Source organism: Terriglobales bacterium, assembly GCA_035651655.1.
Lineage (GTDB): Bacteria > Acidobacteriota > Terriglobia > Terriglobales > Acidobacteriaceae > DASRFG01.
Window position 1 is genome coordinate 12985 of the sequence record DASRFG010000005.1, and the last position, 24948, is coordinate 37932.

Genomic DNA, 24948 nt, shown 5'->3' on the forward strand with positions numbered 1-24948 from the left:
TATGATACCAGCCGACTGACGGGGTCCCGCGAAGCGCCTACAGATGTGGCTCGCCTGTGAAGAGACAAGTTAGGAGAGGGGAAATTATTCGGGAGCGCCGAGCTCGCGCACGATGCTGACCCCTGAGCTGGTTCCAATACGGGTGGCGCCGGCAGCGACCATCTTCGCCATATCGGCGGCGTTGCGAACTCCGCCAGAAGCTTTTATTCCGGCGCGCTCTCCGACCACCGAACGCATCAGACGAACATCCTCTTCCGTCGCGCCGCCCACCAGCCCGGTAGACGTCTTTACAAAATCTGCGCCAGCAGCCAGTGACAACTCGCAGGCCAGCCGCTTCTCGTCTGGGGTGAGAAGCGTCATTTCAAGTATTACTTTAAGTATAGCGTTGCCGTCGTGTGCTCGTTCAGCCACCGCGCGGATGTCGTTCTCCACAAATTTGCTCTCTCCAGATTTAAGCGCGCCGATGTTGAGCACCATGTCAATTTCGCCCGCGCCCAGCTTCAATACCTCGGCAGCCTCAAAACGCTTCACCGTGGTCAGCATGGCGCCCTGTGGGAAACCGATGGGTACATCCACTTTGATTCCGCTGCCGTTCAGTTCTGAAACTGCCTGCGCCACCCAACACTGCTGCACGCAAACGGTTGCAAACCGGTAACGCTGCGCTTCCTTGCACAGCTTCACGATCTCTTGTCGCGTCGTATCGGGCCGCAGTAAGCTGTGATCAATAAGCCGGGCTGCCGATTGCCAATCCTTGAATGTCGTTTGAGCCGGCGGAGTGACCAGCGAAGTCTGTGACATAAAAAGAATTCTAACAGTTTGGCCGCAACCCGGACCCGCTACGATGCCCCCTCACCCATAACGCAAATATCTGGCAGGTTGCGATATCGTTCGGCAAAGTCCATCCCATAGCCCACCACAAACTGGTCAGGAATCGTGAAGCCCACATAGTCGGCTTGCAAGGGCTTAATTCGCCGCGACGGCTTGTCCAACAACGTCACCATCCTTAGCGACTTCGGCTGGTGTGCCGCCAGCATGTTTTTGATATACGTAAGCGTCAGTCCTGTGTCCAGAATGTCTTCCACCAGCAGCACGTTTTTGCCGCCCATTGAGTGCTCCACATCTTTGGTTAGGCGCACTTCTCCGCTGGAATCCCAAGTCCGCGACCTCTCCCTTGGATTGCCCTCTCCCGGTCGCCCCTTTTGATCGCCGTAACTGCTCACCCCGATAAAGTCGAAACTGGCATCGAGCTGCACCTGCCGGGCCAGATCGCTCAGAAAAATTGCCGCTCCTTTAAGTACCCCGATAAAAATGACCGACTGCCCGGCGTAGTCCGCGGTAATCTGCGCCGCCAGCTCGGCCACTCTACGCGCGATCTGCTCCCGACTGAGAAGGACCTTGAGCTCTGACACGCGCATAGCATAAACGATAGAATGCTTGCTTCGTGAATTTCTTCGATCTCTGCCATGCCACTGCCTGAATTTCAGCAACTGGTTCAAGAAGCCAAGAGTCATATCTGCGAGATCACCGCGGCCGATCTACAGGCTATGCAACAGGCGGGTGAGGATTTTGCTCTTATTGACGTACGCGAAAAAGATGATGCGGCCAAGGGCACAATTCCCGGTGCAACCAATATCTCCCGCGGTGTGTTGGAGTACAGCATTGATCAGGTAACTACCGACAAGAACAGAAAAATCGTGCTCTACTGCGGTGGTGGCAGCCGGTCCGCTCTGGCCGCCTGGAACCTCAAAAAGATGGGCTTCAAGAACGTTCTCTCCCTGGCGGGCGGTTATCGCGGATGGGACCAATCGCAAAAGAGGCAGACCGAAAAGTAACTACCATTACCAAGAGGAGAGAAATGGAACTGAATGGCGTGAAGCTGACGTGGCTGGGGCATTCTACTTTTCGCATTGAAACTCCCGGCGGCAAGACTCTACTTATTGACCCTTGGGTCATGGGCAATCCCATGTGCCCGGAAAAAGAGAAGACCATCAAGAAGCTCGACGTCATGCTCTGTACTCACGGTCATTTCGACCACATCGGTGACGCGGTACAGATTTGCAAGCGCCATAATCCCACCGTGGTGGGCATCTTCGAGCTATGCAACTGGCTGGAGAAAAAAGGCGCCAAGATGATTTCTCCTATGAACAAAGGCGGAAGCCAGGCGGTGGACGACATTCGCGTCACCATGGTTCACGCTGACCACTCCTGCGGCATTCTCGATGGCGACCAGATCATTTATGGCGGCGAGCCTTGTGGCTACGTGATCGAATTTAAGAACGGAATCAAGATCTACCACGCTGGCGATACCAACGTCTTCGGTGATATGCAGATCATCCGCGAACTCTATGCCCCCGACATTGTCATGCTGCCCATCGGCGATCTCTACACCATGTCACCGCGCGAGGCTGCCTACGCCTGCAAACTGCTCCAGCCAAAATTTGTTGTCCCCATGCACTTTGGTACCTTCCCGCCGCTTACCGGAAAGCCGAGCGAACTCAGGCGGCTGGCCAAAGATGTCGAAATAATTGAAATGCAACCTGGGCAAACCCTAACTTAGCAAAGGACTGCTAAATGCCAAGCGAAGCGGAAGTGCGCGCCTACTGGCGTATGGGTGGCATCACCCACGGCGCTGTCGAGGATTACCTTTATTCAATCCTTCCTGAGCGCGACCCTGCGTTGCGCGACATGGAAGCCGATGCCGCAGCGCGCAGTGTTCCTATCGTCGGTCCCGCCGTCGGTCGTCTGCTCTATCAGCTTGGAAAAATGATCAACGCTCGCACCGTCTTTGAGATGGGTTCAGCCATCGGCTACTCCACAGTTTGGTGGGCGCGCGCGGTCGGAGAGGGCGGTCGCGTGATCTACACCGATGGCAGCCAGAAGAATGCCGATCTCGCCCGCCGCAACCTGGAACGCGCAGGAGTGCTCGACCGCGTGACCATCAAGGTCGGAGACGCGATCGAAATTCTCTCCGAGCAGAAGGAAGCGTTCGACATCGTCTTTAACGACATAGATAAAGACGACTATCCACGCGCCTTTCGTGTAGCCGCGCCTCGCGTCCGCAAGGGCGGTCTTTTTGTTGCGGATAACGTGCTGTGGAGCGGCAAGGTTGCCCAGCCCGAGGGCCGGGCCGATGCGCCTACCAAAGCGATTCTGGAATTTAATCGGCTCTTATACAGCTCACCAGAATTTTTCACCACCATTATTCCTCTTCGCGACGGCGTAGCTGTAGCGCTGAAGGCATAGCTGCGGTTCTGTAGTTACAAGAGAGCGCCGACCCGAGCAAAGCGCGGCCGAATTCATTCCGAGCGGGCTTTAGCCCCGAGGAATCCTAAGCTCGTCTGCAAAGATGGTTGCGTGGCCATCGCTTCGTTCGGAATGGCGCGAGGGACCTAGGTTTAACTTGCGTTCATATTGACTTCACCGGCACCGCCGTCAAATCCTCCACCAAGCCCACTTCCTTCTGCAGAAACGGCTCAGCGTACTTCACACCAGCAAACATGCCGTAGTATCGGGCCATAGCTGCCACTCGTTCCCGGATGTCGGCATGGGCAGGGAAGTCGCCCGCCCCTGCCGCCTGATCGGAAAACTGCGACTTATACGCATAAATTGATTGCAGCCGTGCCTCAAACTGCTCGGTGATGTCCACCACAAAGCTCGGTCGAATGTCGTAATAGAGCGTTGCGTACACGATCTTGAACGGACGATGTGGCGCCGCTCCCAGCTCCAACTTCCCCAGCCCCGCCAGGAAGCAAGCTTCATATCCCAGCACCGAACAAATGTAGTGGTCCGGATGCCGCCCTTTCCAATAGGGCAGGACCACGACCCGCGGGCGCTGCTGCCTTACCACTCGCGCAACTTTCAGCCGATTGTCCCAAGTGTTCTCTACCCGCCCATCGGGAATGTCCAGCGCCTCTCGCCACGCAACCTGCAAAACTCTGGCTGCCTGTTGCGCTTCCTGCGCCCGATCTTCGGCCGTTCCCCGTGTTCCCATCTCGCCACGTGTCAGATCAAGAATTCCCGTGCGATGTCCAAGCTGTGCCATCTTCAGCAGCGTGCCCCCACAAGTCTGTTCCACGTCGTCGCGGTGCGCCGCAATGGCGAGAACGTCGAGCGAAGGCGCGGTCATTTCTTCCTTTCCACCAAAAACTTCGCCAACCCCTTCAACGTCTTCGCCGGTTCGCCGAAGCTGTCCAGCGCGGCGCAACCCGACTGCACCAACTCATCCGCGCGCCGCTGCGACTCCTCAACTCCGAACAGGGCCGGATACGTGGCCTTTTCTGTGGCCGTGTCTTTACCGGCGGTTTTACCTAATTGCTCCGATGACTGGGTCACGTCCAGAATGTCGTCCACAATTTGGAATGCCAGGCCAATCGCACGCCCAAACGCCCGCAACTGCCCTACGCTATTCTTGTTGGCTCCAGCATAAAGACCGCCAGTCACGACAGAGGCGGTAATCAGCGCCGCGGTCTTTGAGCGATGAATGTACTCCAGTGTCTTCGCGTCAGGCCGGGTGTGCTGGGCCTCGAGGTCCATTACCTGGCCGCCAATCATGCCGTCCACCGTCCCCGTAGCATGCGCCACCTCCTCAATGATCTGCACTCTCCGCTCCGCGGGACAACGCAGCCGTGCCAACACCTCATAGGCATATGTCTGCAGCGCATCGCCGGCCAGAATCGCCGTGGCCTCGCCGAAAACTTTATGCGATGTCGGGCGCCCTCGCCGCAGGTCATCGTTGTCGAGTGCCGGGAGGTCGTCGTGGATCAGTGAGTAGGTGTGTAGCATCTCCAGCGCGGCCCCAAGCTCGTCCACGCCATCAGGCAACTTGCTGCCGCTATTTCTTTCACCGATCATCCGCGCCGCTTCCATGCACAAGATGGGGCGTAGTCGCTTGCCCCCCGCCATCACGCTGTGACGCATCGCCTCATGGATAGATGGTGGATACTGTGTTGCTGGCGGCAGCAGGCGTTCAAGCGCCGCATCCGCCAGACGGCGTCCCTTTTCAAGTGTCTGCTGGAGCATGAGCATCCGAGTATAGGAGATGAAGCCCGAGAACGAAAAATGCCATTCTCAAGTCCGATCCGATAGGATTGCAGCAAGTCTTTACCCCTCACACCGACAAGCTGACTTTGCTCTGGGTGCAGCAGGGCTTTAGCCCTGCAGACAAGCCACTTAATGAAGGCGGCTTTAGCCGCTGAGGTATCTGCCGAACTCACCTTCTACATCCAATGAATATGCCCCGAAAGAAACTCACAAACCACAAAAGCCGCGACCGGATCGGTGCCGGCGCTCTTCCAGAAGAAGCTCTGGAAGCCGATTTCCCAGATATCGACCTTCCAATCAAACCTCCTTATCCGCCCATGGAGGCCAAATCCGTCTCTGAAATCCCCTCTGGTCCCGGCTGGCTCTATGAGCCCAAGTGGGACGGCTTCCGCTGCCTCGCATTCCGCAGCGCAGATCAGGTTCTGCTGCAGTCCAAAGCCGGGCAGCCGCTCGGCCGCTACTTTCCCGAACTGGTTGCTGCGCTCAGCCAACTGCCCGCACCAAGATTCGTATTCGATGGCGAGATTGTCATTTTTTCGGACGGACACCTGTCCTTCGACGAGCTGCTCATGCGCATTCATCCGGCTGAGTCCCGCATCCGCAAGCTGGCCGCCGAAACTCCTGTAACCCTAATGTGCTTTGATCTCCTGGTGGACAGGAAGGGAAAGTCGCTGGTCGAGCTTCCGTTGGCTGATCGCCGACCCAGGCTGGAGGATTTCTTCCATCAACTCGAAGGCGACCACTCATTCAAGAAGCTGAAAAAGTTAATTCAACTTTCTCCCGCCACCCCCAAGCGCCAAAAAGCTGAAACATGGATGGATCAACTCGCAGCTACGGGCCTGGACGGCATCGTTGCCAAGCAGCTCGATCAGCCTTACCGCTCCGGTGAACGCACTTCGATGGTCAAGATCAAGCGTATTCGCACCGCTGACTGTGTGGTCGGCGGTTTTCGATACGCGGAAAAGGGAGGCGGAGTGGGTTCGCTGCTGCTCGGCCTGTACAACGACCAGAAATTACTTGATCACGTGGGGTTTACTTCCAGCTTCAATAAAGAACAGCGCAAAAAATTAAAAGGAATCCTCGAGCCGCTTATCGGCCCGCCCGGGTTTACCGGTCGGGCTCCTGGAGGCCCAAGCCGCTGGAGCACCAAACGCTCTACCGAATGGCAGCCTCTCCAGCCTAAATTGGTTTGCGAAGTTCAGTACGACCACTTCTCCGGCGGACGCTTCCGGCATGGCACCAAGTTTTTACGTTGGCGTCCGGACAAGAAACCGCGCCAGTGCACTTTCGACCAGCTGAAATCGCGCACAATCGAGGGCACCGCCGCGCCCAATTTACTTGAGTCTGCGGTATGAAGTAGATTTCGTGCCCGACTACGGGCAAAAAGAAAGGGCGCGGTTTCAGCCGCGCCCCCACATCTCAAGATCGCTATTGCAGTGAGGTAAATCCTTGGCACTGCGCCGCGCTCGGCGGAGAAGTGCTCTTGCCGGTATTCGCATCCCAGCGGATCACGTTGTCCTCGCTGGAGCAGAACTGGCGCACTCCGGACTGGTTGTAGCTGGTAGGCGCAGCCCCGGCGACGTAGGTCGTATTGACGCCGTTTACCGGATTTCCTCCCACCGCGGCAAAGTTATATCCACTCTTCATGCCGATCGCCAGGGTGTTGTCAATCAGGCAGGCGCTGGCGGGCGATGGATTACACGGATTCGCTCCTCCCAGGCTGCTCAAATTTGGCGCATAACCGGTTGTCGGATATGCCGTCTGGTAGGAGAGTTCAGCTGTGTTGATGGCTTTGATAGAGGCGACTGCCGAGGCTTCGTCAGCCGAAATTTTTGCCCGCAGCAGGTTGGGAATGGCAATAGCAGCGATGATCAATATGATAGCTACTACAATTAGCAGCTCAATTAAGGAAAAACCCTTTTTCCGTTTCATTTGTGGTCTCAATTCCTAGCGATATTTCAAGGTGTGTGTCGCGGCCGTCAAATCAGCCGGGAAAGCCCGTCTGCTGGCTGTATTCCAGTATTGCACATCTGCTGCCAGCTTTGCCCAGGCTCACCTGAGCCCTAAGCCAAAGCCAACAAACGAGGAACGGCCACCCACAGATAATTTGCACGAGAAAAGTGAGCGGGGAATTGCGCGCTAACTGCAAAACATTTCACGCCGCGGCTGAGTGGGTCGCCGCCCCCGTGCTACGAAGCACAGCGCTTACAATTCCTTGAGTGTCGCCTGAACCGCAAAGGTCGTTCCCCCCTGCAGCTATGATCTCCGTCCACATGTCCTCATCTGCCAGCCGGTGGGTACAAACCAGGCTTAGCTGTGGAAACTCCCGCCGCAGTCTGGTCACTGCCGCCAGGGAAGATGCTTCCATGTCCAGAATGATCACCTGCGCCCGGTACTTCGGAATCGCTTGCCAGAGCTCTTCGGGAGCGCGGACGGCATGGATGGAATTGAACTGCTTCTCCAACGTCGCCAGCAGTTGCTCGGTGGTCCGCGGATCGCTCTGCAGAACTACTACATTTAAAGGCTGCATAGATCCCCCTGAGGGCGGCTTCTTACTTTCTCGTCTCCGCTTTCTCTATTGCGGGCTCGAAGGGTTCGGCCTGTAATTTTCCGTTTTGCTTTAACAGGATCTCGACTTTACCTTCCGCCTGTTCCAGCTCCTTGCGGCAGGTGGTCGAAAGTTGCATTCCTTCTTCAAAAAGCGCAAGCGACTTCTCTAGCGGAATATCGCCCTTTTCCAGCTCACCCACTATTTTTTCCAACCGTTGCAGGCACTCTTCAAACTTCGGCAAGGAATGCTCCAGGGGATATTTTAATGCACTTCACTGCAGTTGTTGCGCAAGAATTTTCTTCTTTTCGGCTGATTCTTACTCCCAGTTTGGGGTTGCTGAATCAATGGGGGACCCCTATACCGCAGTCGTAGATCGAGACGTACCTAATGCTTCCAGCACATCCACGGCAGCGCTGTATTTACCAAATGGCGCGCTGATCTGAGCGCCCTGTACCAAGTCGCGGATGGCCAGCAGCATCTCCCGGGCAATCTGTACGCCTTCCGCCCGAGCCGCCTCGGCATTAGGGGCGGCAGCCATGCGGGTAAATATTGAATCTGGGACCGACACGCGTAATTCGTTCTTCATAAACTCGGCGTTGCGCACGCTCACTAGCGGCCAAATGCCGGCGATCACTGGGATGTGGCAATGCTCGATGCGCCGCAAGAAGTTCTCCAGCAGTGCCACGTCGAAAACCGGCTGCGTGACGGCGTACTCTCCACCAGCTTCCACCTTGTACTCGAAGCGGCGAATCTCTTCGTCGAGATTCGAAATTCCTGGGTTCGCCCCGACCCCGATTACGAACGACGTCCCGCTGCCAATCGGATTACCGCCAATGTCCAGTCCGCGATTTAGATTATGGACAATATTGATCAATCCGATCGCATCCACATCGAACACTGCTGTTGCGTCGGGGTAATTGCCAAGTTTCGGAGGATCGCCGGTAATGCAAATCAAGTTGCGGATCCCAATCGCCGCCGCCCCCAGCAAATCAGACTGAATGCTGAGCACATTACGGTCGCGGCAGGTATAGTGCAGCACTGCCTCGATCCCGACCTGCTGCTGAGTAAGAATCGAAAGCGCCTGATTGCTCATCCGAGCCGACGCTCGCGGGCTATCAGGAATGTTGATCGCGTCCACCCCCACGGATTTCAGAAAGCGAGCGCCTTCAAGTTCCTTGTTCACATCAGTGCCCTTGGGAGGCACCACTTCCACCATGGTCACAAACTCGCCACGCGCGATCTTCGCTCCCATACGGGAACGCTTTTCCAGTGGCGCCACTTCCATCTCCGAAGGCGATGGCGGTGCGCTGCTCACCGGAAACGTGCTGGTACGGCTGCGCGCTTCGCCTGCTCGCAGGTTTGATTTCATAGTGCGGGTGTGGTCAGGAGTGGTTCCGCAGCAGCCACCCACCAGCTTTACGCCGGCCGCGACAAACTTGCGCGCGTAGCTAGCCATGTACTCAGGCGATGCCAGGTAAATATTTCGGCCTTCCACATTTCGCGGCATGCCGGCGTTTGGTTGTGCGGCAAGAGGACGATCCGTCACCCGCCGCACCCGCTCGATGGCGCTCAACATGGCGACCGGCCCCACACTACAGTTGCACCCCACCACGTCAACTCCCCACTCGGTCAACCGCGTTCCAAACGTCTCCGGACTGGAACCGTCCAGGCAATTGCCATCGTCGTCAATCGTGACCTGCGCCACCACTGGGATCTTCGGATTGATCTCCCGCGCCGCCAGGATCGCCTGGTGAAGTTCATCCATGTAGCCGAAGGTCTCGAGTATCAGCAGGTCAACTCCGCCTTCTACAAGGGCGGCAATCTGCTCTGCAAAAATCCCCCGGGCTTCCTCCCGCGAAGTTTTGCCGAGCGGCTCGATGCGGATCCCCATGGGACCGACAGAGCCTGCCACCCAGGCATCGAAGCTCTTCGCCGCTTCCTTCGCCAGCCTTGCGCCCGCCAGGTTAATGTCACCTACTCGTTCGGCTAATCCGTGCCGGGCAAGGCGGATTGCGTTGCCGCCGAAAGTATTGGTCTCGATTACTTCCGCACCGGCTTGCAGGTATTCATGATGGATGCCACGAATCAGGTCGGGCTGCGAGCAGTTAAGCTCGTCGTAGCATCGGTTGATGAAAATTCCTTTGGAGTACAGAAGGGTCCCCATGGCGCCGTCACACAGCACCGGGCCCTTCTGCAAGCGTTCGATAAAGTCAGCAGGCATTCACAACAAGAATACAGGAGCCTTGCTTCATTTGCAGCCAGGAGCGCCAGAGCACCGCCGGGAAAGCTCGCCGTTCCGCTCTGTTATAATCACCGTTTTCACCAGAGAAATTAATCCTCGTGTGCCTCGTGGAGCCTTTAGTTTGAAGCTCGGCGCTATTGCAGCCCTTGTGCCTGCCGCATTAATTCTTACCTCCTGCAGCGGCAATACCAGCAACCCCAATAAACCGGTTGTCAGTGGCGTCAAGCCTCGCGCTTTTGTTTCCAACGCCGTCGCTGGTGTGCTGCAAATCGTGAATGCCGGTAAGGATAGCCTGGTTACCACCAAAAGCATCTCGGCTGGCTCGCAGCCCGGACCGATGGTGCTTTCGGCAGACAAGCGTTTCACCTACGTGTTCGACGCCGGTACCAACAGCATCGCTGTGATCAACAATTCCACAGAAGCTCAAAGCGCCAGCATATCGCTCCCTGGAGCCACGGAGAGCTTCGTGATCTCGCCCAAGGGGAATCGCGGGTTCGCTGCTATTCCTACCGCGACAGTCCTGGGCCAGGCCGCTGGTGTTGTCCAGGTGATGAACTTAATTACCAACACTGCCACCTTTGTGCTCGACATACCTCAGGCTCGTCGTGTTGTCATCAACCACAGCGGCAGTCGTGCCCTGGTTTTCAGTGATAGCGCCGACTTCTTTACCGTCATTGATGCTTCTCTTGTGGGCGTACCAGGAGCACAGCCTCTCACTACCATCAATAGCAATCCCGGAGATCGCCCGGTGGGCGCCGTATTCAGCGATGACGACAACACTGCTTACATCTTGAACTGCGGCTCCGAATGTGGCGGCGGCACGCCCAGCGTGACCGCATTCAATATGCAAAACAATACTTTGGGAGCGACGGTCGGGCTCTCAGGCGCTACCGTCGGGCTGCTGAACAACGGCAATTTATACGTCGCCGGTGGCGCATCTGGAGTCGGAACCTTGCAGGTGGTTAAAATCCCCGCTCTGACCGCCTCTGTCCCCTTCCATATCGGCGACGGCTTTCACAACCGCATGGAGCTCGCTAGTGACAACAAGCTTTTCGTTGGCGCCCACGGCTGCAACCTGGTCACAACTGGCTGCCTTTCCATTTTCGACGTGAGCGCCAATACAGCAGTAGTTGACCCCCCGAATGGTGACGTCACTGGCATCGCACCCGTTTCTAAAAGAAGTATCGCCTACGTTTGTGAAGGGGGAGAGCTGCGGATCTTAGATACCACAACCAGCGCTCCCTCCAAGAATGCGTTCATTGACATCATTGGCCAGGCTTTCGACGTCAAGGAAGTGGATTAGCCCTCCGAAGGCCGTGAGAAGCGCCACATCCCTGGGTGGAGCAGCGCTTCAGCGCTGCATCTTTTTCCGAACGGCGACCCGGCGTTAGCCGCTGAGGAACTCCCAATTACTTTGCCGGTTCCAGCACCAGCTCATGAGTCCGCGCCGCCTGAACTGCCTCGGCAGAGAAGGGAACAGCAAACGTCTTACCTTCATACCAGGCCGGCCACTGGTCCAGATAATAAGGACTGAATAGATTTCCCGATTGCCCAAGCACGATATTCAGGGTGGAATTATCCAGGTTTGAAAGGTCCTCCGTACTCCGTTCCGACGCTCCGAAATGCAGCCCAGCCGCTTTCACCGTCAGGGAGCCGTGGCCAGACTGCTCGTTTAAACCCGGTCCTGTCCAGCGTTTCAATATTGGGATCCAACCAAAAAGCGGATGCTGAATCTCCACCGGTGAGATCTGTCCCCAGCGCCAGCTAGCCAGGTCTTCCGCTGAACTTCCGCCAACCACTCTCTCCACCGCCGTGGCAAGCAGATCGTCATAATTGTTGTATCCCGGTGGCAGCCAGCGCTTGGGCTGATGCAGAAGCACATTTTCCATCCACACTGGCCACATAGACCAGTCGTATGTCTTCCAGCTCACGGTAGCATTCTCGTTCTTATCGTCGGCCGGTACTGGGCCCAGCTTGGCTTCGAGCAGCATCCGAAAAAGTTCGCGCTGGGCCAATACCTCGATTGCCGCGGCAGCCGAGTCGGCGCGCATCTGTCCATCCCAGTCGCGCATCATGTCTCGCGCCCGCCGGGCCTGCTCTGATAGCCGCTTCACATGATCCAGCGCATACACGAAATGCTCAGCGCAGAAGCGGTCAAATTCCGAGTGCACGTCCATCTGCAGCGCCAGCATGTCCTCCGGCCTGAATTTCTTTCCCGCCTGCAAAACCTTGTAGATTCGCTCCGTTCGGTATGGAGCTCCCCATTCCACACTGATCGAATGCGGATATCCATCCGGCGTGATCCGCCCATTGGCCGTGGCCAGAATTCCGGAAGGTGGATCAAACACACTTGGCAGCTGCTCAAACGGAATGAAGCCCGTCCATTCGTGCATATTGTCCGAACCCGATGCGGGCAGGCTGCCATCTCCGGCGCGGATCGGAAACTTTCCCGTCGCCTGGTAACCGATGTGCCCATCTACGTCTGCATAAACCACGTTCTGTCCCGGTGCTACCCAGTTCGACAGCGCCTTGCGAACCTCCGCCCAGTTTTGCGCCGCATCCAGATCGAAGAATGGCGAATACAGCGCGCCTGGCGTGTAGAGCGTCCACTGCAGCGCCAGCTGACGCTTCTCGCCCGGAAACAGTCCGCTGATAATCGGGCCGTGCCGAGTGATGACCACATCCACGGCAACGTTTGACCCACCCCGCACCTGAATGACTTCGCGCTTGTGATCGGGTTGGCGCCAGCCATCCGGCGTACGATACTGGCCGCTGGCGTTGAATTCCTCAACAAAGACGTCCTCTACTGTGGCCTCAACATTGGTGAATCCCCATGCGATCCGCTGATTGTGCCCCAGAATGATTGCTGGAACTCCCGGCAGGCTTACCCCAACCACGTCAAAATTCCCCGATCGCAAGTGCGTCTCGTACCAAACGCCCGGCAATTGGTGTCCCAGGTGCGGATCGTTGGAGAGCAGCGGCTTCCCGGAATATGTGTGCGCTCCCGAAATCACCCAGTTGTTCGATCCCAACTGAATTTGCCCCGGATCCGTTGTTTGTATCGGCCAGAGTTGCGAAAGCGCGCCGCTTTTAGCAGCACCCTCCTGCCACCGCTCCCGATCCGCTTGCTTTGAAAGGGTGCGGCTTTTAGCCGCGCCATCTAGCGCGCTACGAGATGCGGCTTTAGCCGCTGAGGCAACATCTCCTTGAGCGCCATCTCCCGGCGGATGGTCGCGCCAGGAAACATTCGTATAGAGATCGGACGCCAGCTCGGCCCCAATCCTCTCGGTTACTTTCTCGCGCCGCAGCGCTGCCGCCGCCGCTGCATGGTTGAGTTCCTTCACCATATTGGCAGCGATCACCAGGGAATCAGCCGACGTCCATGCTCGTGGTGCGTAGCGAAGCGCTCGAAATTCCAGCGGCAGCCGGTTTCTATGGCTCTTGATGAACGCATTTACGCCTTGTGCGTAGGCATCCATGTAACTGCGGTCCCGCTGCGAGAGCTCATCCGCGCTCCGCTCCGCCCGGGCCCGTAGCGACAATGTGCGCTGTTCGACATCGTGTTTTACCCAATCCGAGCCCAGTACCTCCGCCATTTCGCCGCCAGCAAAGCGTCGCGACATGTCCATTTGCCATAGGCGGTCCTGGGCTGTCACATAGCCCTGCGCAAAGAAAAGAGCTTCCATAGACGCGGCCACGATCGTCGGCACGCCATGACCGTCGCGTGTGACTGTCACCCGCGCTATCAAGCCGGCAACCTCGATTCTTCCGTCCAGTTGTGGCAGGGCCACGTGTCCAGCGCGATAAAACCACATTCCAGTCGCCAGGCCGGCCAACAGAACTATGCCCAACGCCGTTATCAGGACCACCAACGCCTTGCGCTTATTCTTCAGGAATTCCCGGGTAGGAATTGCAACTTTGGGAGCAGCCATAAGGCATCACGATTGTAGGTTTGCTGCCCGATGTACACAATGGGGGATTCCCCTTGGAAATTGTCATTCCGAGCATAGCGAGGAATCCCTACACAACGAACCGCAACTTCGCGGCCACAGACCGCCCTGGCTTTGTCGTCCCGAGCGCCGGCGAAACCCGCTTCTGCCTGAGCATTTTGAAATTGAAATTCATTTTCAATTTGCCTCGGCCGATGCTATGTTGTCGTCGTCCATGTTGCAGAAGCGCATTGACGACCAACCCACCATATCGCGCGAGATGGTGCGCGAGGCCGAGGAGATCCTGCATCGTCATTTGAAACAGGTTGGCTTAAAACACACCGAGCAGCGCGACACCATCCTGCGCGCTTTCCTTGAAACACGCGAGCACCTTTCCACCGACCAGCTTCACCGTCTGGTGCAGAAGAGGGATTCGCGCATCGGATTCACTACGGTTTATCGCACACTGAAGTTGCTCGCCGAATGCGGCCTTGCCAGCGAAGTCGCGTTTCACGATGGCATTGCCCGCTACGAACACCAGTACAACCGTCGCAGCCACCATCACATGGTCTGCACTCAGTGCGGCAGTTCGGTGGAGTTCTTTTCTCCGGAGGTCGGCCGCCTGGAGCAGGAAATCGGACGCAAGCACCACTACCTCACCACCCGCCACACTTTTCAGATTTATGGTTTGTGCGAGACCTGCCGCAAGCACCCGGGTTCCGGCCGTGGGGTTGCGTGATGCAGAACTGACAGCAGTAGCCCGAGTCTTAGGGGAAACCACATCTGTCAAATTCCATTGTTTTCCGCCCGCCCTTCTGCTAATGTCCGCCCAACATTGCTCTGGTAAGTGGAGGAGGCACTATGCCGCGTTTCTGTGCATCTTGTGGAGCAGCGATGGCCGAAGGGTCCCTTACTTGTAGTGCCTGCGGAAAAGCTAACGCGCAATCTGTAGGAGGAGGCACGGCAGTCGCACCCGCTCCTAGCGCGCCGGCCACTGGCCTCACCGATAACGTTGCTGGCCTTCTCGCCTATGTCACCATCATTCCGGCGATCATTTTCCTCGTGATGGAGCCCTACAACCGCAACCGTTTTGTGCGTTTCCACTCCTTTCAATCGCTGTTCTTCTGCGTGGCTTGCGTCATCCTGGGGATTGCTCTTTCTGTGGTCTCCGCGATCCCCTTTGTCGCTCTGCTCGGCTTGTTTATTTGGCCGCTGGTCGCGATCGCGGAACTCGCGGTCTGGTTGCTCCTCGTTATCAAGGCGTATCAAGGACAAATGTTCAAATTACCTGTGATCGGCGACATCGCGGAAAAACAAGCAAGCGGCACGGCGTAGCCGTCCCCGTTCGCGCCGTCTGTTCTCAGAATATTCACAACAACTCCGCGCCCACCTGCGCATCTCAACTTGACAGATGCGCGGCGAGATGTCATTTCTATTGGCTTTTGTTTATTGCAGGGCGGAGCTAATTAGCTATACGGCTGAGGGGTAGGGAAGCGATTGAAGGTTCGGGTTTTTTATCACGACCGATGTTTCGACGGCGCGTGTTCCGCCGCCCTGTTCACTCGCTTCTACCGCGAACGCATTCGCGACGACGCCAAGTTTGAGTACAGCGGTCTACTGCACCGCGCCGGCGCCCTCTTCGATGAAGAAAAATTCAACGGCGACGAAAATGCCATCGTGGACTTTAAATACTCCACGTCGCCCCGCCTGACCTGGTGGTTCGACCATCACGAGAGCGCGTTTCTTACTCCTGACGACGCCGCCCACTTCGAGCGCGACCAGAGCAATCGCAAATTCTACGATCCGGACTTCAAGTCTTGCACTCGTTTTATTGCCACCATCAGCGAAGAACGCTTTGGTTTCAATCCCCTGCCGGTGGCTGACACTATCGAGTGGGCCGACATCATTGATGGCGCTCTTTATTCCGACTCCAAATCTGCGGTTGAGATGCGCGAGCCCGCCATGAAGCTAACCATGGTGATTGAGGCCAACCAGGAGCACGGCTTCGTTCCTCGCCTCATCCCATTGCTCGCCGAGCAGCCTCTAGCCAGTATTTTGCAGGAACCGTTCGTGGCGCGCCTGGTGCCTCCGCTGCTCGAGCGCCACCAGAAATCAATCGAAGTTCTGCGCCAGCGAACCGAATTTCGCGATGGCACCGTATTCTTCGACGTTAGCGACCAGGACCTTGAGGGCTACAACAAGTTCATTCCTTATTATCTGAACCCCGACTGCGTTTACAGTGTTGGGCTCAGCAAAAGCAACTTCCGAACCAAAGTCTCGGTGGGCTCTAATCCCTGGAGCTCCGCCGATCGTGTGGTTAACCTGGCCAAGATTTGCGAGCGCTACGGCGGCGGCGGTCACGCCCGCGTCGGCGCCATCTCCTTCGCCACGAATCAGACCGAGCAGGCAAAGAAAGCCGCGCAGGAAATCGTCGCCGAACTGCGTGCCAGCTATCGCGAGTCGCGCGTCCTGCCCATTAAACCCGCCTCGTAATCGGCCTCACATAATCCCCATCTCGCTCCGTGTTTTTCAATTACCGATTTCCGATCACCCGATTTCGCAATTTCACCGGCTCTGCGCGTTACACTGTCTGCAGCATGGCTTCCCGCAGCATCTTCTTCCTCCGTGAACCCGCCGTTATGGCCCTGGAGAACATCCGTTCGCATAAGCTGCGGTCGGCGCTCATGCTGCTCGGCATCATCCTTTCGGTTTCTACGCTCATCATTGTGGTTTCGCTTATCTCCGGTATTAACCTCTACATTGCCGAGCGGGTCGCTAACATGGGATCCAATGTGTTTCTGGTTCGCCAGTTTGGCTTCATCACCGATGTCGAGGATTTTGCCCGCGCAGTGCGTCGGAATCGCAAAATGGATTGGGAAGACTACCAATTCCTGCATGCGAACATGCGCCTCGCCAAAGACGTAGGCGTCGAGGTCCGCACTCTAGGTTCCGTCAAGTACGGCCGTCAGAGTCTGGACGACATCAGCATTCGCGGCGTCACCGCCAACATCAGCGAGATGGATGTCGCCGAGCCCGACCTCGGTCGTTACATTTCAAGCGGCGACAATGACCATCGCACCTCAGTTGCATTCGTCGGATCTGAGGTCGCCAGCAAACTTTTTCCCAACCAGGATCCCATCAACAAGAATATTCAAATAAGTGGACGATGGTTCCAGGTAGTCGGCCGCTCCAAGCCGCTGGGCACCGTCCTCGGGCAATCGCAGGATGACTTCATTTACATTCCTATTGAGACCTTCCAGAAGATGTACGGTCATGACAAAAGCCTCAGCATCAATGTGCAGTGCCGCAGCGCGGAGTGGATGGGCCGTACGGAAGACGAAGCGCGCATGCTGATGCGTGCCCGCCGCCACTTGCGGCCGGGCGACGACGACAATTTTGGCATCCTTACGTCCGCCAATGTTCTCAACCTCTGGCACAGTCTTACCGCTGTGATCGCAGATTCCATGGTCGGTATTGTCTCTGTCTTTCTGGTGATCGGCGGTGTAGTCATTATGAATGTGATGCTCGCCAGCGTCACCGAACGCACCCGCGAGATCGGCGTGCGCAAGTCTATTGGGGCGCGCCGCGGCGACATTCTGATCCAGTTCTTGGTGGAATCTTCGGTGATGGCCGCTGTTGGCGGCGCAATCGGCATCGTGGTCGCATATCTGATTGCACTGCTGGTTCGCGGCACCACTTCTATTCCCATGGCCGTACCCATCACGGCTGTGATCGCGTCACTCTTGATTTCAACCGCAGTTGGCCTGTTTTTTGGTATTTATCCCGCACGCAAGGCCGCGCTTCTGAACCCCATTGAAGCGCTACGCTACGAGACCTGATATGCCCCTTGAGTTCGGCAACAACGCGAAGATGGCGCTGGACACCCTGCGCGGCCACAAGACGCGTTCATTTCTTACCGTGCTGGGCGTCGTAATCGGCATTATCGCGCTCATGGGTGTGGCCTCCATCATGGTTGGCATGGATCGGCAGGTGCGGGACTACCTCAACGACTACGGCGCCAACACTCTCTTCATTTTCAAGTGGAATCCTGGCATCCATACCAATGGCCGGCTTTCGCCGGAGGAGCGCAGCCGCAGACCGCTCACGCCGGAGGATGCAGAGGCCATTCTGGCCGAGTGTCCTGCCATCAAAAACGTCACCGCCGAAATATTCCCCCGTATTAAAGACTTCGGCCCGCAGCGGTTGGTGAGCGCCCGCTACGGTCACCACGAGTCCTTCAACATTCAGTACACCGGCGAGTGGCCGTCATATGAAGAAGTATTCAACGCCCACCCTTACAAGGGCCGCTTCTTTACCGACGCCGAGAATAACCACCGCTCAGACGTGGTGGTCATCGGATACGACCTGGGCGAAGCGTTCTTCGGTCAGGAAGACCCGATCGGCAAGAACATCGTCGTGGATGGCACGTCTTACCGCGTGGTCGGCGTGCTGCAGCGCCGGAAGAGCCTCTTCATCCGCGACGATTCTGCCGACCGCCTGGTGCTGGTTCCGTTCCGTACCTATCAGCGCCACAATCCCGGAGACGACGAGATCTTCATCGGCGCTGAGGCCTATCCCGGCCAGAAAGCCGCCGCCCAGGACGAGGTCCGGGGTTTGCTCCGCCGTCGCCGCCGCGTGCCATTCGATAAGCCGGATAGCTTCGGCATCTCCAGCGCGGAGGAGATTGCGAACCAGTTGCGCCAGATCACCGGCGCAATCGCCTTGGTGACTGTGGTGGTGAGCTCCATCGGACTGCTGGTAGGCGGCGTGGGCGTGATGAACATCATGTTGATGTCGGTCACTGAACGTACCCGCGAGATCGGCGTGCGCAAGGCCATTGGCGCGCGCCGCGCCGACATCGTCCGCCAGTTCCTCACCGAAGCCGTCGTGCTTACCGGCAGCGGCGGCATCATCGGAGTGCTCATCGGCGCTGGCCTCAGCCTGACGCTCAACCGCTTGCTGCCCAATATTCCATCCAGCATTCCTGCCTGGGGCGTCTTCGGGGGCGTGTTCATGTCCATGAGTGTGGGCCTGATCTTCGGCATCTACCCCGCGTGGCAGGCCGCGCGCCTCGATCCGGTGGACGCGCTGCGTTACGAGTAGAGAGGCGGGATTGTATTGCGGTGCACCAACGCGGTATCCTCGGCGGCTGTCTCGCAATTGAATATTCAACCCCAAACGAGGTGGATGACTTCATGAATCAGAACCGACGCAACTTGATCAAGGGTAGCGCTGCCGCAGTCGCCGCCGCGGCAGTTGTGGGCGCGAGCAAAGCCGAAGCCAAATCAAAGGGCAAAAAGAAAGTTTATTTTCACGGAGAAAAGCCCGCCCAAACGCCGCTGTTCTCCGGGGCCGTCTCCTTCGGCGACTTGCTGTTCATCGCCGGCAAGGGAGCGCATTTTCCCGGCGACATCAAGTCCCACACCAAACATGTTCTCGACGAGATCGAGAAAGAACTGACCAATGCTGGCTCCTCCATGGACAAGGTGCTCAAAGTCAACGTCTATCTCAACGACCTCAAAGACTACGATGGCATGAACGAAACCTATAAAGGCCGCTTCGGCGAGAATCCGCCGGTGCGGACTACCATCGCCGCCGCGGGCGGAATCCCGGGCAATTCGCTGGTCGAGATAGATTGCATCGCGTACATCTAGAAATCGAGTTGTAGCGTCGGCGTCCCGCAGGATTATTGCCGCCGAGACGACGGCGTTACTTAAACCAGCAGGCGAGCGCAGCTCGCCCAGGGCAGCCGAGGGCGGCTGGCCAAGTACGCAACGCCGCGAATTACTACTTTGTAAACTTTGGCAATTCGCGTGCCGGCCTATCCCCCCTCCCATTCTTCAAAATCATAGAGTTGCAAGGAATTTTCCCGCAGGTCTATGAATCGGGAACGCTTACAACGATGATCTTTTATATGAGTCACTTAGCTGAATACTTTTTTCCATTCATTCGGCCGCTGTTCCACAAACGGAGCACAAACCAAGTGTTGAAAATGTTGGGTGTATTGGTCAAGAGAAAAGAGTGGTCGGGCAAATCACAGTTCCTGGTTGTGAACGTCACGCTCGGCGTACCTCTTCGGCTTCGGCGCGGGTTTCTGGATTCTTAGCGGGCGCGCACGGGCTTAGCTTGTGATTTAAAGCCCCACCCTTCGCTAGCGCGAAAGGGTGGGCCACCCGGCTTCCCGGTTGTTAAAGCAGCTCGCCTGAGGTCGACGCTAAGCCCTAGTCATTCCAAACGTACAGAAACTCCTCATCGCATGCCGTGGCCACCGAGCGATCCAGCTTACGTGTAGCGCGGTTCAGCGCGGAGCGGACGTTGACTTTAGTATCGGGCAGCTCGGAGAGAGGTATTTTCAACGATTGCCCTCTATCGAGCTCCTCCAAATCACTCAAGATCGCCGTAACGATGGACTTGTGCTTGCCGTTTCGCCCGATTGGCACATTCGCGCGCTCAGTGGTATTGAAACGACGCCGCGACTTTGGTTTGGCACTTGCCATGGAATTCAACCTCCATACCCGGTTGTGAACGCTTCGTTATCGCTTCACTAACGTATCGTAAAACGCAAGTAATCTTACATTAATAAAAAGCAATTTTACAAGCACAATCTTAAACATCACGCTCCTCCCCCTAAGCTATTGGGACACAATGGGTTAGTTAAGGGTCTTGCAAAGAAAAAGTCCCCGTATCGAGTCTTTCCAGCTAGAGTCTTTGGAAGGGGTGGAATGTGAAGAAGCAAAACAGGAGATTTGAAGCAGTGTCACTGTCGGAAGTTTTCAAAAGCGCCACCGATGTTGACGCCAAGGCACAGGCACACAGACTGGCGGTTAAAGAAGAACCCTATGCTGTTTCGGGTCGCGCTTCCGAGAGCGAAAACCAGCCTTCTCCGCGCCAAAGGTGCAGCACTCCAGCACCTCACCGATAACTGCTATCGCGCCCAGGCTCCGCAGCTGTGCAAGGAGAGTTATGAGCAAGAGAATTTTGATCGTGGACGATGAGCGAGTCATTGCAGATACATTGGCTGCAATACTGCGCAGGTCCGGCTACGAAGCCACGGCTTGTTACGACGCCAAAAGCGGTATCGCGCACTGCGCCTCGGTAATGCCTGATCTAGTCATCACCGACGTGATGATGCCGGGCATGAATGGTGTGGAGCTGGCAGTCTTTCTCGCCGAGCAACATCCCGGTTGTAAGGTCCTGCTCTTTTCCGGAATGGCGAACGCGGCTGACCTCTTGGAGGGAGCCAGAGTGCGGGGGCACAACTTTACGCTCCTCGCGAAACCGATCCATCCTTCAGAATTGCTGGCCGTGCTGGCTGACGAAGAGACCTTTTCCTCAGCCCGCAATGCAGGAAGCTGGTTACAGCGGCGGCCCCACAAAGCAAAGGACGACACCGCAGCAGCGTAGCGTTCGGCTGAAGGTCTGCGAGACCGGTCACGCTTCCAGCCTTACTCTTTCCCGCCGCACTAATTCAGTGTCCTGGACTGGTTCGCCTTCGCACTCAATGGCTAAAGTTGTTACCGGCTGGTCGGGAGCATCATCGGGCAGCCCGGTGAGGCGCAGGCGAAATCGGTCCTGCTGAAAATCCACCGCATGGTTTGTGGCGAACAGCCGCGCAGACTTCACTCGGGTGGTCAGGCCGGAGACGGCGACCGTCGCGCCCGGCCAGAAATACACGTGCATGAAGAGCGTGTTCCCTTTGCACGTGAAGTCGGCATAATTTGAGGTATCAGCGCGGCAGCGCTCGGATGCGTAAATGGTCTCGCCATTCCGTTTCATCCAGTCGCCCACGGTCTGAAGCACGCGTACCGATTCTTCAGGAATCGAGCCATCCGCCCGCGGTCCGATGTTCAAGAGATAGTTGCCACCCTGACCCGCACAGTAAACCACATTTCGCACGATAGCCTTCGCGCTCTTCCAGGCGTCGTCGGCGCGTTGGTAACCCCAACTGTCGTTCAACGTCATGCAAGACTCCCAGGCGCGGCCGCTCTTCTCGGGAGTGATTTCCTGCTCCGGAGTGGAGAAGTCCCCGGGCAAGAGATTTCGGTTGTTCACGATGATGTCTGGCTGGAGCTCGAACACCATGCGGTTCATGCGCTCAGACTCCCAGCCCTGAGCGGTAAGCGGCCACGCGACGTCGTACCAGAGGACGTCCACTTTTCCGTAGTTGGTCATGAGCTCGCGAATCTGGCCGTGAATATAGGCAACAAATCGCTTGCGCGCCGCCTCGTCTGTGGCGCAGCGTGCACCATCGGGATGGTGCCAATCCATCAGCGAATAATAGAAACCCACGCGCAATCCTTCGGCACGCGCCGCGTCAACATATTCTTTCACCAAGTCGCGTCCGGGGCCTTGTTTGGGCGCGCAGTAATTCGTGAGCTGGGTGTTGAACTGGCAGAAGCCCTCGTGATGTTTGGTGGTCATCACCATGTAGCGCGTGCCAGCCTCGCGAGCGAGCCGCGCCCAGGCGCGGGCGGCATTGGGCACAGGCTGAAAGCGCTTAGCGAGGGGCTCGTATTCGGAGACGGGGATGCCTTCATTCTCCATCACCCACTCATGCCGGCCAAGGACGCTATAGAGTCCCCAGTGCACGAACATTCCGAATTTGGCTTCGTGCCACCACTTCATGCGGCGGGCGCGATCGGCATCTCCTGAGGGCGCAGTTTGAGCGCTCCACTCCGGAACCCGAATCGCACTGGCGGTCAGCACGGCGCCCGTTCCGGCAAGCCAATTTCGGCGAGTGATGGGATTGTTAGGCAACACCAAGAATCCTCCTGACGATGGTGAGAACGGCCGTGCCAAGAAGGCAGCTACTAATCAGGCTGGCCTGCGATCTTTTCCAGCTGCTGGATGTGGTTGGTATCGTGACCGGCCATAGTCTCCAAAATAGTTTTAAAGGTCATTTGGCCGCGTTCGGGGTGGCTGGCGGTCTTGGCCATGGCGCTTTCCGGCAGCTTCTTCAATAGTGCGAGGTTCCAGCGTCGCACCGAAGAGAAAACTTCGAGCGCATTGTCCGCAGTGTAGTTGGAATAAGTTCGCGCCCAATCGTCCTGGTCAAATGGCTGCATCACGTGATTTGGCTGAGCGAGAGTTTGGCGCAAGCGGAAAGCAAACACCAGCTCGCAATCGGCGAGGTGACAAAGAATCCCGCGCGCCGGCCACTTGCCGGGAGCCAGGCTTCGCTCCAGCCCTTTGGGACCGAGTTTCTTTGTTAGATCGCTGAGCCGATTGGGAGTGGCCGCGATTACTTCGACCGCGTCGCGGCCAGCTAGAAACTTCGCATAAGGGTTAGCAGTTTCAGAGATCATGCCGCTGATATTACGACAAGACGCGGTGATGTGTCAGAGGTGGGACGAAGGAAAGGATGAGGGCAGTGAAGGAACCGATCTCTTCCTGACTACTGGCATTTGCCGGGCACGCTGGCGAGCGAGCCGGTAAAAGAATATTTTCCATTTTGCTGCATCGAAGGCACTTGGTGAGCGAACCAGGAGATGCCGGCCACATCCTGCAAATGATAAGTGACGCCATTGGCCGGTACGGGGAAGCTCAGGTCTTTCAGCACGGCAATGGGATCGCCCACTTCCAGCAAGTTTGAAAAACATTTGTTGGTTCCTGGGTTCGCCCAGATCGGCACTTGATTGCTGAGAAACGGGTTGTTGGCCCACTCTGCGACCTCGTGGCTCAAGGCCGTTATGTCTTCCATCAGGAAAAGGCCGGGGTCGCTATAAGCGGCAAAGGCAAAGGTATTGATGCGCGTGCGGCTGGACGCATATGCGCCGTGGAATCCAAGAACGCAGCATTCCCGGACGTCATGATTCGCGTAGAAGAAAACGTTGTAATCCACCAGCATTGCCAAGCTGGTGGGGCTGAGAGGCGCGGTACGAAAAATTCGGCTTAGCTGAGCGCTGAACCAATCCAAGTCAACCAGTCCCACCTGCTGGCCACCCGCCGCAGTGAATTGGACGCCCATGTTCGAGGGCACCATAACGGTTCTGGCCGGCAGTATGTCGGGTTCCCGCAGCAGCAGGTGATAGTTGGGACTCTTCGAATTCACCACCGTCCAGAACTCAGCCCGTTGTACGGCGTCAACATATTGCGTTGTGCCGCTGCTGAAAGTTGTGGCCATGAACAAAGGCGAGTTTTTTACCGCGTTGATCTTGAGGCTGCCATCCAATTCGGTGCCGTTGGCGAACAGAAATCGCAAAGGCACAAGCTGCACCGGGACGGTGGTTGTCGCCGATCCCGAAAATGGGCTGGTACCGACCATCCGATAGTTGTAGGTGACATCCTTGACCTTGAAGCTATTGGTCCAATGCGGCACGGTAACAACGCTGTCAAGCGGGGCGAGCGATTTGACCGCCGGATCAAGCGGCCACACGCCATACATAGGCTTGCCGATTGTAGGCTCGTTAGCGGCTTGCGCCGGCAATACCAATGCCGAGGCGGCCAGCACCAGCAGGCCAATCGCTGTTCGAACTTTGTTACCTGGTCTCATGCTGGGTTGCTGGCTTCGATGCCGTTGTGCTCTGGAGGCGGCTTTGGGCAAAACTCGTTGCAGGAGCACAGGCTATCCTACTTCGAAAGCCACCAGTCTCTAAGTGAAAAAGTGATGAAATCTCATCCTGACGAACATGAACTGCTGGGCATCTCGCAGGTTACTCTGGACGGCGCGAACGGCATATCCGAACACCGGATCCACGCAGCGAGAATTCCTCCCGTTCTAAGATGCCTGTTCGGGCGTGAAACGCCGCCTGTGCGGTGACAAGCGCGGGCTGACTGCATAAAATAGGCAGGTATGAGGAAACTATCCGGATTAATTGCCATTCTCCTGATTTTTACGGCAGTTTTGGCTGCCAAAGACCAGAAGCAAAATCGGTCGGCGATCCTGAATTTTGTTGTCTTAAAGGACGACAATGGCAAGCCCGTCCGCAATGCTTCAGTTGTGATGCATGAGGTCAATAAAAAGGGCAAGCAGTCCAGGGGTGGCTATCAACTAAAAACCGACTCGGAAGGGAAGACCTCGTTTGAAGGCGCCCCTTACGGCATGTTGCGCATACAGGTGCTGGCGCCCGGATTCCAGACTTTCGGCGAGGACTACCACATCAACCAGCCGGTCCACGAAATTACCATCAAGCTGAAGCGGCCAGAAGGCCAGTACTCGATCTACAAATAGTCGTCATCTGAAGCTT

Annotated in this window: 26 protein-coding genes; 13 read left to right on the forward strand and 13 right to left on the reverse strand. The window is 56.8% G+C overall.

Annotated elements, in window-relative coordinates; all coding sequences use genetic code 11:
- Positions 1-84: 84 nt before the first annotated feature.
- Positions 85-798 (reverse strand): deoxyribose-phosphate aldolase, encoded by a 714-nt coding sequence (gene deoC, locus VFA76_02705; protein HZR30750.1) that lies wholly within the window; start codon positions 796-798, stop codon positions 85-87.
- 38 nt (positions 799-836) lie between these two features.
- On the reverse strand, positions 837-1415 hold the full coding sequence (gene hpt / locus VFA76_02710) for a hypoxanthine phosphoribosyltransferase (protein HZR30751.1): 579 nt from the start codon (positions 1413-1415) through the stop codon (positions 837-839).
- A gap of 48 nt (positions 1416-1463) precedes the next feature.
- Between hpt and VFA76_02715 the strand changes: the two genes are divergently transcribed.
- From VFA76_02715 to VFA76_02725, 3 genes are read left to right on the forward strand one after another with little or no spacing between them, the layout of a single operon-like run.
- The gene (locus tag VFA76_02715; GenBank protein HZR30752.1) at positions 1464-1832 is read left to right on the forward strand and encodes a rhodanese-like domain-containing protein; all 369 of its coding nucleotides are present in this window, start codon (positions 1464-1466) and stop codon (positions 1830-1832) included.
- A 23-nt stretch (positions 1833-1855) separates the two neighbouring features.
- Positions 1856-2557 (forward strand): metal-dependent hydrolase, encoded by a 702-nt coding sequence (locus VFA76_02720; GenBank protein ID HZR30753.1) that lies wholly within the window; start codon positions 1856-1858, stop codon positions 2555-2557.
- A 14-nt stretch (positions 2558-2571) separates the two neighbouring features.
- Positions 2572-3243, forward strand: coding sequence for an O-methyltransferase (locus VFA76_02725; GenBank protein ID HZR30754.1), 672 nt, complete (start codon positions 2572-2574; stop codon positions 3241-3243).
- Positions 3244-3406: 163 nt separating this feature from the next.
- Here VFA76_02725 and bshB1 read toward each other — a convergent pair whose 3' ends face one another.
- Both bshB1 and VFA76_02735 read right to left on the reverse strand, forming a co-directional pair.
- Complete coding sequence (gene bshB1 / locus VFA76_02730) at positions 3407-4126, reverse strand: bacillithiol biosynthesis deacetylase BshB1 (protein HZR30755.1); 720 nt, start codon at positions 4124-4126, stop codon at positions 3407-3409.
- Complete coding sequence (locus tag VFA76_02735; GenBank protein ID HZR30756.1) at positions 4123-5019, reverse strand: farnesyl diphosphate synthase; 897 nt, start codon at positions 5017-5019, stop codon at positions 4123-4125. Before VFA76_02735 ends, bshB1 begins: the two co-directional genes overlap by 4 nt.
- A 212-nt stretch (positions 5020-5231) precedes the next feature.
- On the opposite strand from VFA76_02735, the gene VFA76_02740 reads away from it, so the two are divergent.
- Positions 5232-6395 (forward strand): ATP-dependent DNA ligase, encoded by a 1164-nt coding sequence (locus tag VFA76_02740; protein HZR30757.1) that lies wholly within the window; start codon positions 5232-5234, stop codon positions 6393-6395.
- A gap of 73 nt (positions 6396-6468) precedes the next feature.
- Here the strand turns inward: VFA76_02740 and VFA76_02745 are convergent, their stop codons facing one another.
- The 4 genes from VFA76_02745 to VFA76_02760 form a co-directional block, all read right to left on the reverse strand.
- Complete coding sequence (locus tag VFA76_02745) at positions 6469-6972, reverse strand: prepilin-type N-terminal cleavage/methylation domain-containing protein (protein ID HZR30758.1); 504 nt, start codon at positions 6970-6972, stop codon at positions 6469-6471.
- Positions 6973-7195: 223 nt separating this feature from the next.
- On the reverse strand, positions 7196-7570 hold the full coding sequence (locus tag VFA76_02750; protein ID HZR30759.1) for a hypothetical protein: 375 nt from the start codon (positions 7568-7570) through the stop codon (positions 7196-7198).
- A gap of 22 nt (positions 7571-7592) precedes the next feature.
- Positions 7593-7832 (reverse strand): exodeoxyribonuclease VII small subunit, encoded by a 240-nt coding sequence (locus tag VFA76_02755; GenBank protein ID HZR30760.1) that lies wholly within the window; start codon positions 7830-7832, stop codon positions 7593-7595.
- A gap of 114 nt (positions 7833-7946) precedes the next feature.
- Complete coding sequence (locus tag VFA76_02760; protein HZR30761.1) at positions 7947-9812, reverse strand: bifunctional homocysteine S-methyltransferase/methylenetetrahydrofolate reductase; 1866 nt, start codon at positions 9810-9812, stop codon at positions 7947-7949.
- A gap of 142 nt (positions 9813-9954) precedes the next feature.
- Between VFA76_02760 and VFA76_02765 the strand changes: the two genes are divergently transcribed.
- Entirely contained in the window at positions 9955-11136 is a 1182-nt protein-coding gene (locus tag VFA76_02765) for a hypothetical protein (protein HZR30762.1), read from the forward strand.
- Positions 11137-11242: 106 nt separating this feature from the next.
- Here the strand turns inward: VFA76_02765 and VFA76_02770 are convergent, their stop codons facing one another.
- Entirely contained in the window at positions 11243-13765 is a 2523-nt protein-coding gene (locus VFA76_02770; protein ID HZR30763.1) for a penicillin acylase family protein, read from the reverse strand.
- Positions 13766-13982: 217 nt separating this feature from the next.
- Here VFA76_02770 and VFA76_02775 point away from each other — a divergent pair, with 217 nt between their 5' ends.
- The 6 genes from VFA76_02775 (at position 13983) to VFA76_02800 (ending at position 19416) form a co-directional block, all read left to right on the forward strand.
- Positions 13983-14501 carry a Fur family transcriptional regulator gene (locus tag VFA76_02775; protein ID HZR30764.1) on the forward strand — a complete coding sequence of 173 codons (519 nt, stop codon included), beginning with the start codon at positions 13983-13985 and terminating at the stop codon, positions 14499-14501.
- A 155-nt stretch (positions 14502-14656) separates the two neighbouring features.
- Positions 14657-15097 (forward strand): DUF4870 domain-containing protein, encoded by a 441-nt coding sequence (locus VFA76_02780; GenBank protein HZR30765.1) that lies wholly within the window; start codon positions 14657-14659, stop codon positions 15095-15097.
- A gap of 162 nt (positions 15098-15259) precedes the next feature.
- Positions 15260-16255, forward strand: a complete 996-nt coding sequence (locus VFA76_02785; GenBank protein HZR30766.1) for a phosphoesterase — start codon at positions 15260-15262, stop codon at positions 16253-16255.
- Between the two features lie 104 nt (positions 16256-16359).
- Positions 16360-17601, forward strand: a complete 1242-nt coding sequence (locus tag VFA76_02790) for an ABC transporter permease (GenBank protein ID HZR30767.1) — start codon at positions 16360-16362, stop codon at positions 17599-17601.
- Position 17602: 1 nt separating this feature from the next.
- Positions 17603-18865 (forward strand): ABC transporter permease, encoded by a 1263-nt coding sequence (locus VFA76_02795; GenBank protein ID HZR30768.1) that lies wholly within the window; start codon positions 17603-17605, stop codon positions 18863-18865.
- 92 nt (positions 18866-18957) lie between these two features.
- Complete coding sequence (locus tag VFA76_02800; GenBank protein ID HZR30769.1) at positions 18958-19416, forward strand: RidA family protein; 459 nt, start codon at positions 18958-18960, stop codon at positions 19414-19416.
- Between the two features lie 567 nt (positions 19417-19983).
- Here the strand turns inward: VFA76_02800 and VFA76_02805 are convergent.
- Positions 19984-20259, reverse strand: a complete 276-nt coding sequence (locus VFA76_02805; GenBank protein HZR30770.1) for a hypothetical protein — start codon at positions 20257-20259, stop codon at positions 19984-19986.
- 466 nt (positions 20260-20725) lie between these two features.
- Here VFA76_02805 and VFA76_02810 point away from each other — a divergent pair, with 466 nt between their 5' ends.
- Positions 20726-21166, forward strand: a complete 441-nt coding sequence (locus VFA76_02810) for a response regulator (GenBank protein HZR30771.1) — start codon at positions 20726-20728, stop codon at positions 21164-21166.
- Positions 21167-21193: 27 nt separating this feature from the next.
- Here VFA76_02810 and VFA76_02815 read toward each other — a convergent pair whose 3' ends face one another.
- The 3 genes from VFA76_02815 to VFA76_02825 all read right to left on the reverse strand — a co-directional run bounded on the left by VFA76_02815 (position 21194) and on the right by VFA76_02825 (position 24254).
- Positions 21194-22522 (reverse strand): alpha-L-fucosidase, encoded by a 1329-nt coding sequence (locus tag VFA76_02815; protein ID HZR30772.1) that lies wholly within the window; start codon positions 22520-22522, stop codon positions 21194-21196.
- Between the two features lie 50 nt (positions 22523-22572).
- On the reverse strand, positions 22573-23067 hold the full coding sequence (locus tag VFA76_02820) for a DinB family protein (GenBank protein ID HZR30773.1): 495 nt from the start codon (positions 23065-23067) through the stop codon (positions 22573-22575).
- A gap of 89 nt (positions 23068-23156) precedes the next feature.
- Complete coding sequence (locus VFA76_02825; GenBank protein ID HZR30774.1) at positions 23157-24254, reverse strand: hypothetical protein; 1098 nt, start codon at positions 24252-24254, stop codon at positions 23157-23159.
- A gap of 300 nt (positions 24255-24554) precedes the next feature.
- Between VFA76_02825 and VFA76_02830 the strand changes: the two genes are divergently transcribed.
- Complete coding sequence (locus tag VFA76_02830) at positions 24555-24932, forward strand: carboxypeptidase-like regulatory domain-containing protein (protein ID HZR30775.1); 378 nt, start codon at positions 24555-24557, stop codon at positions 24930-24932.
- The last annotated feature ends 16 nt before the right edge of the window (positions 24933-24948 follow it).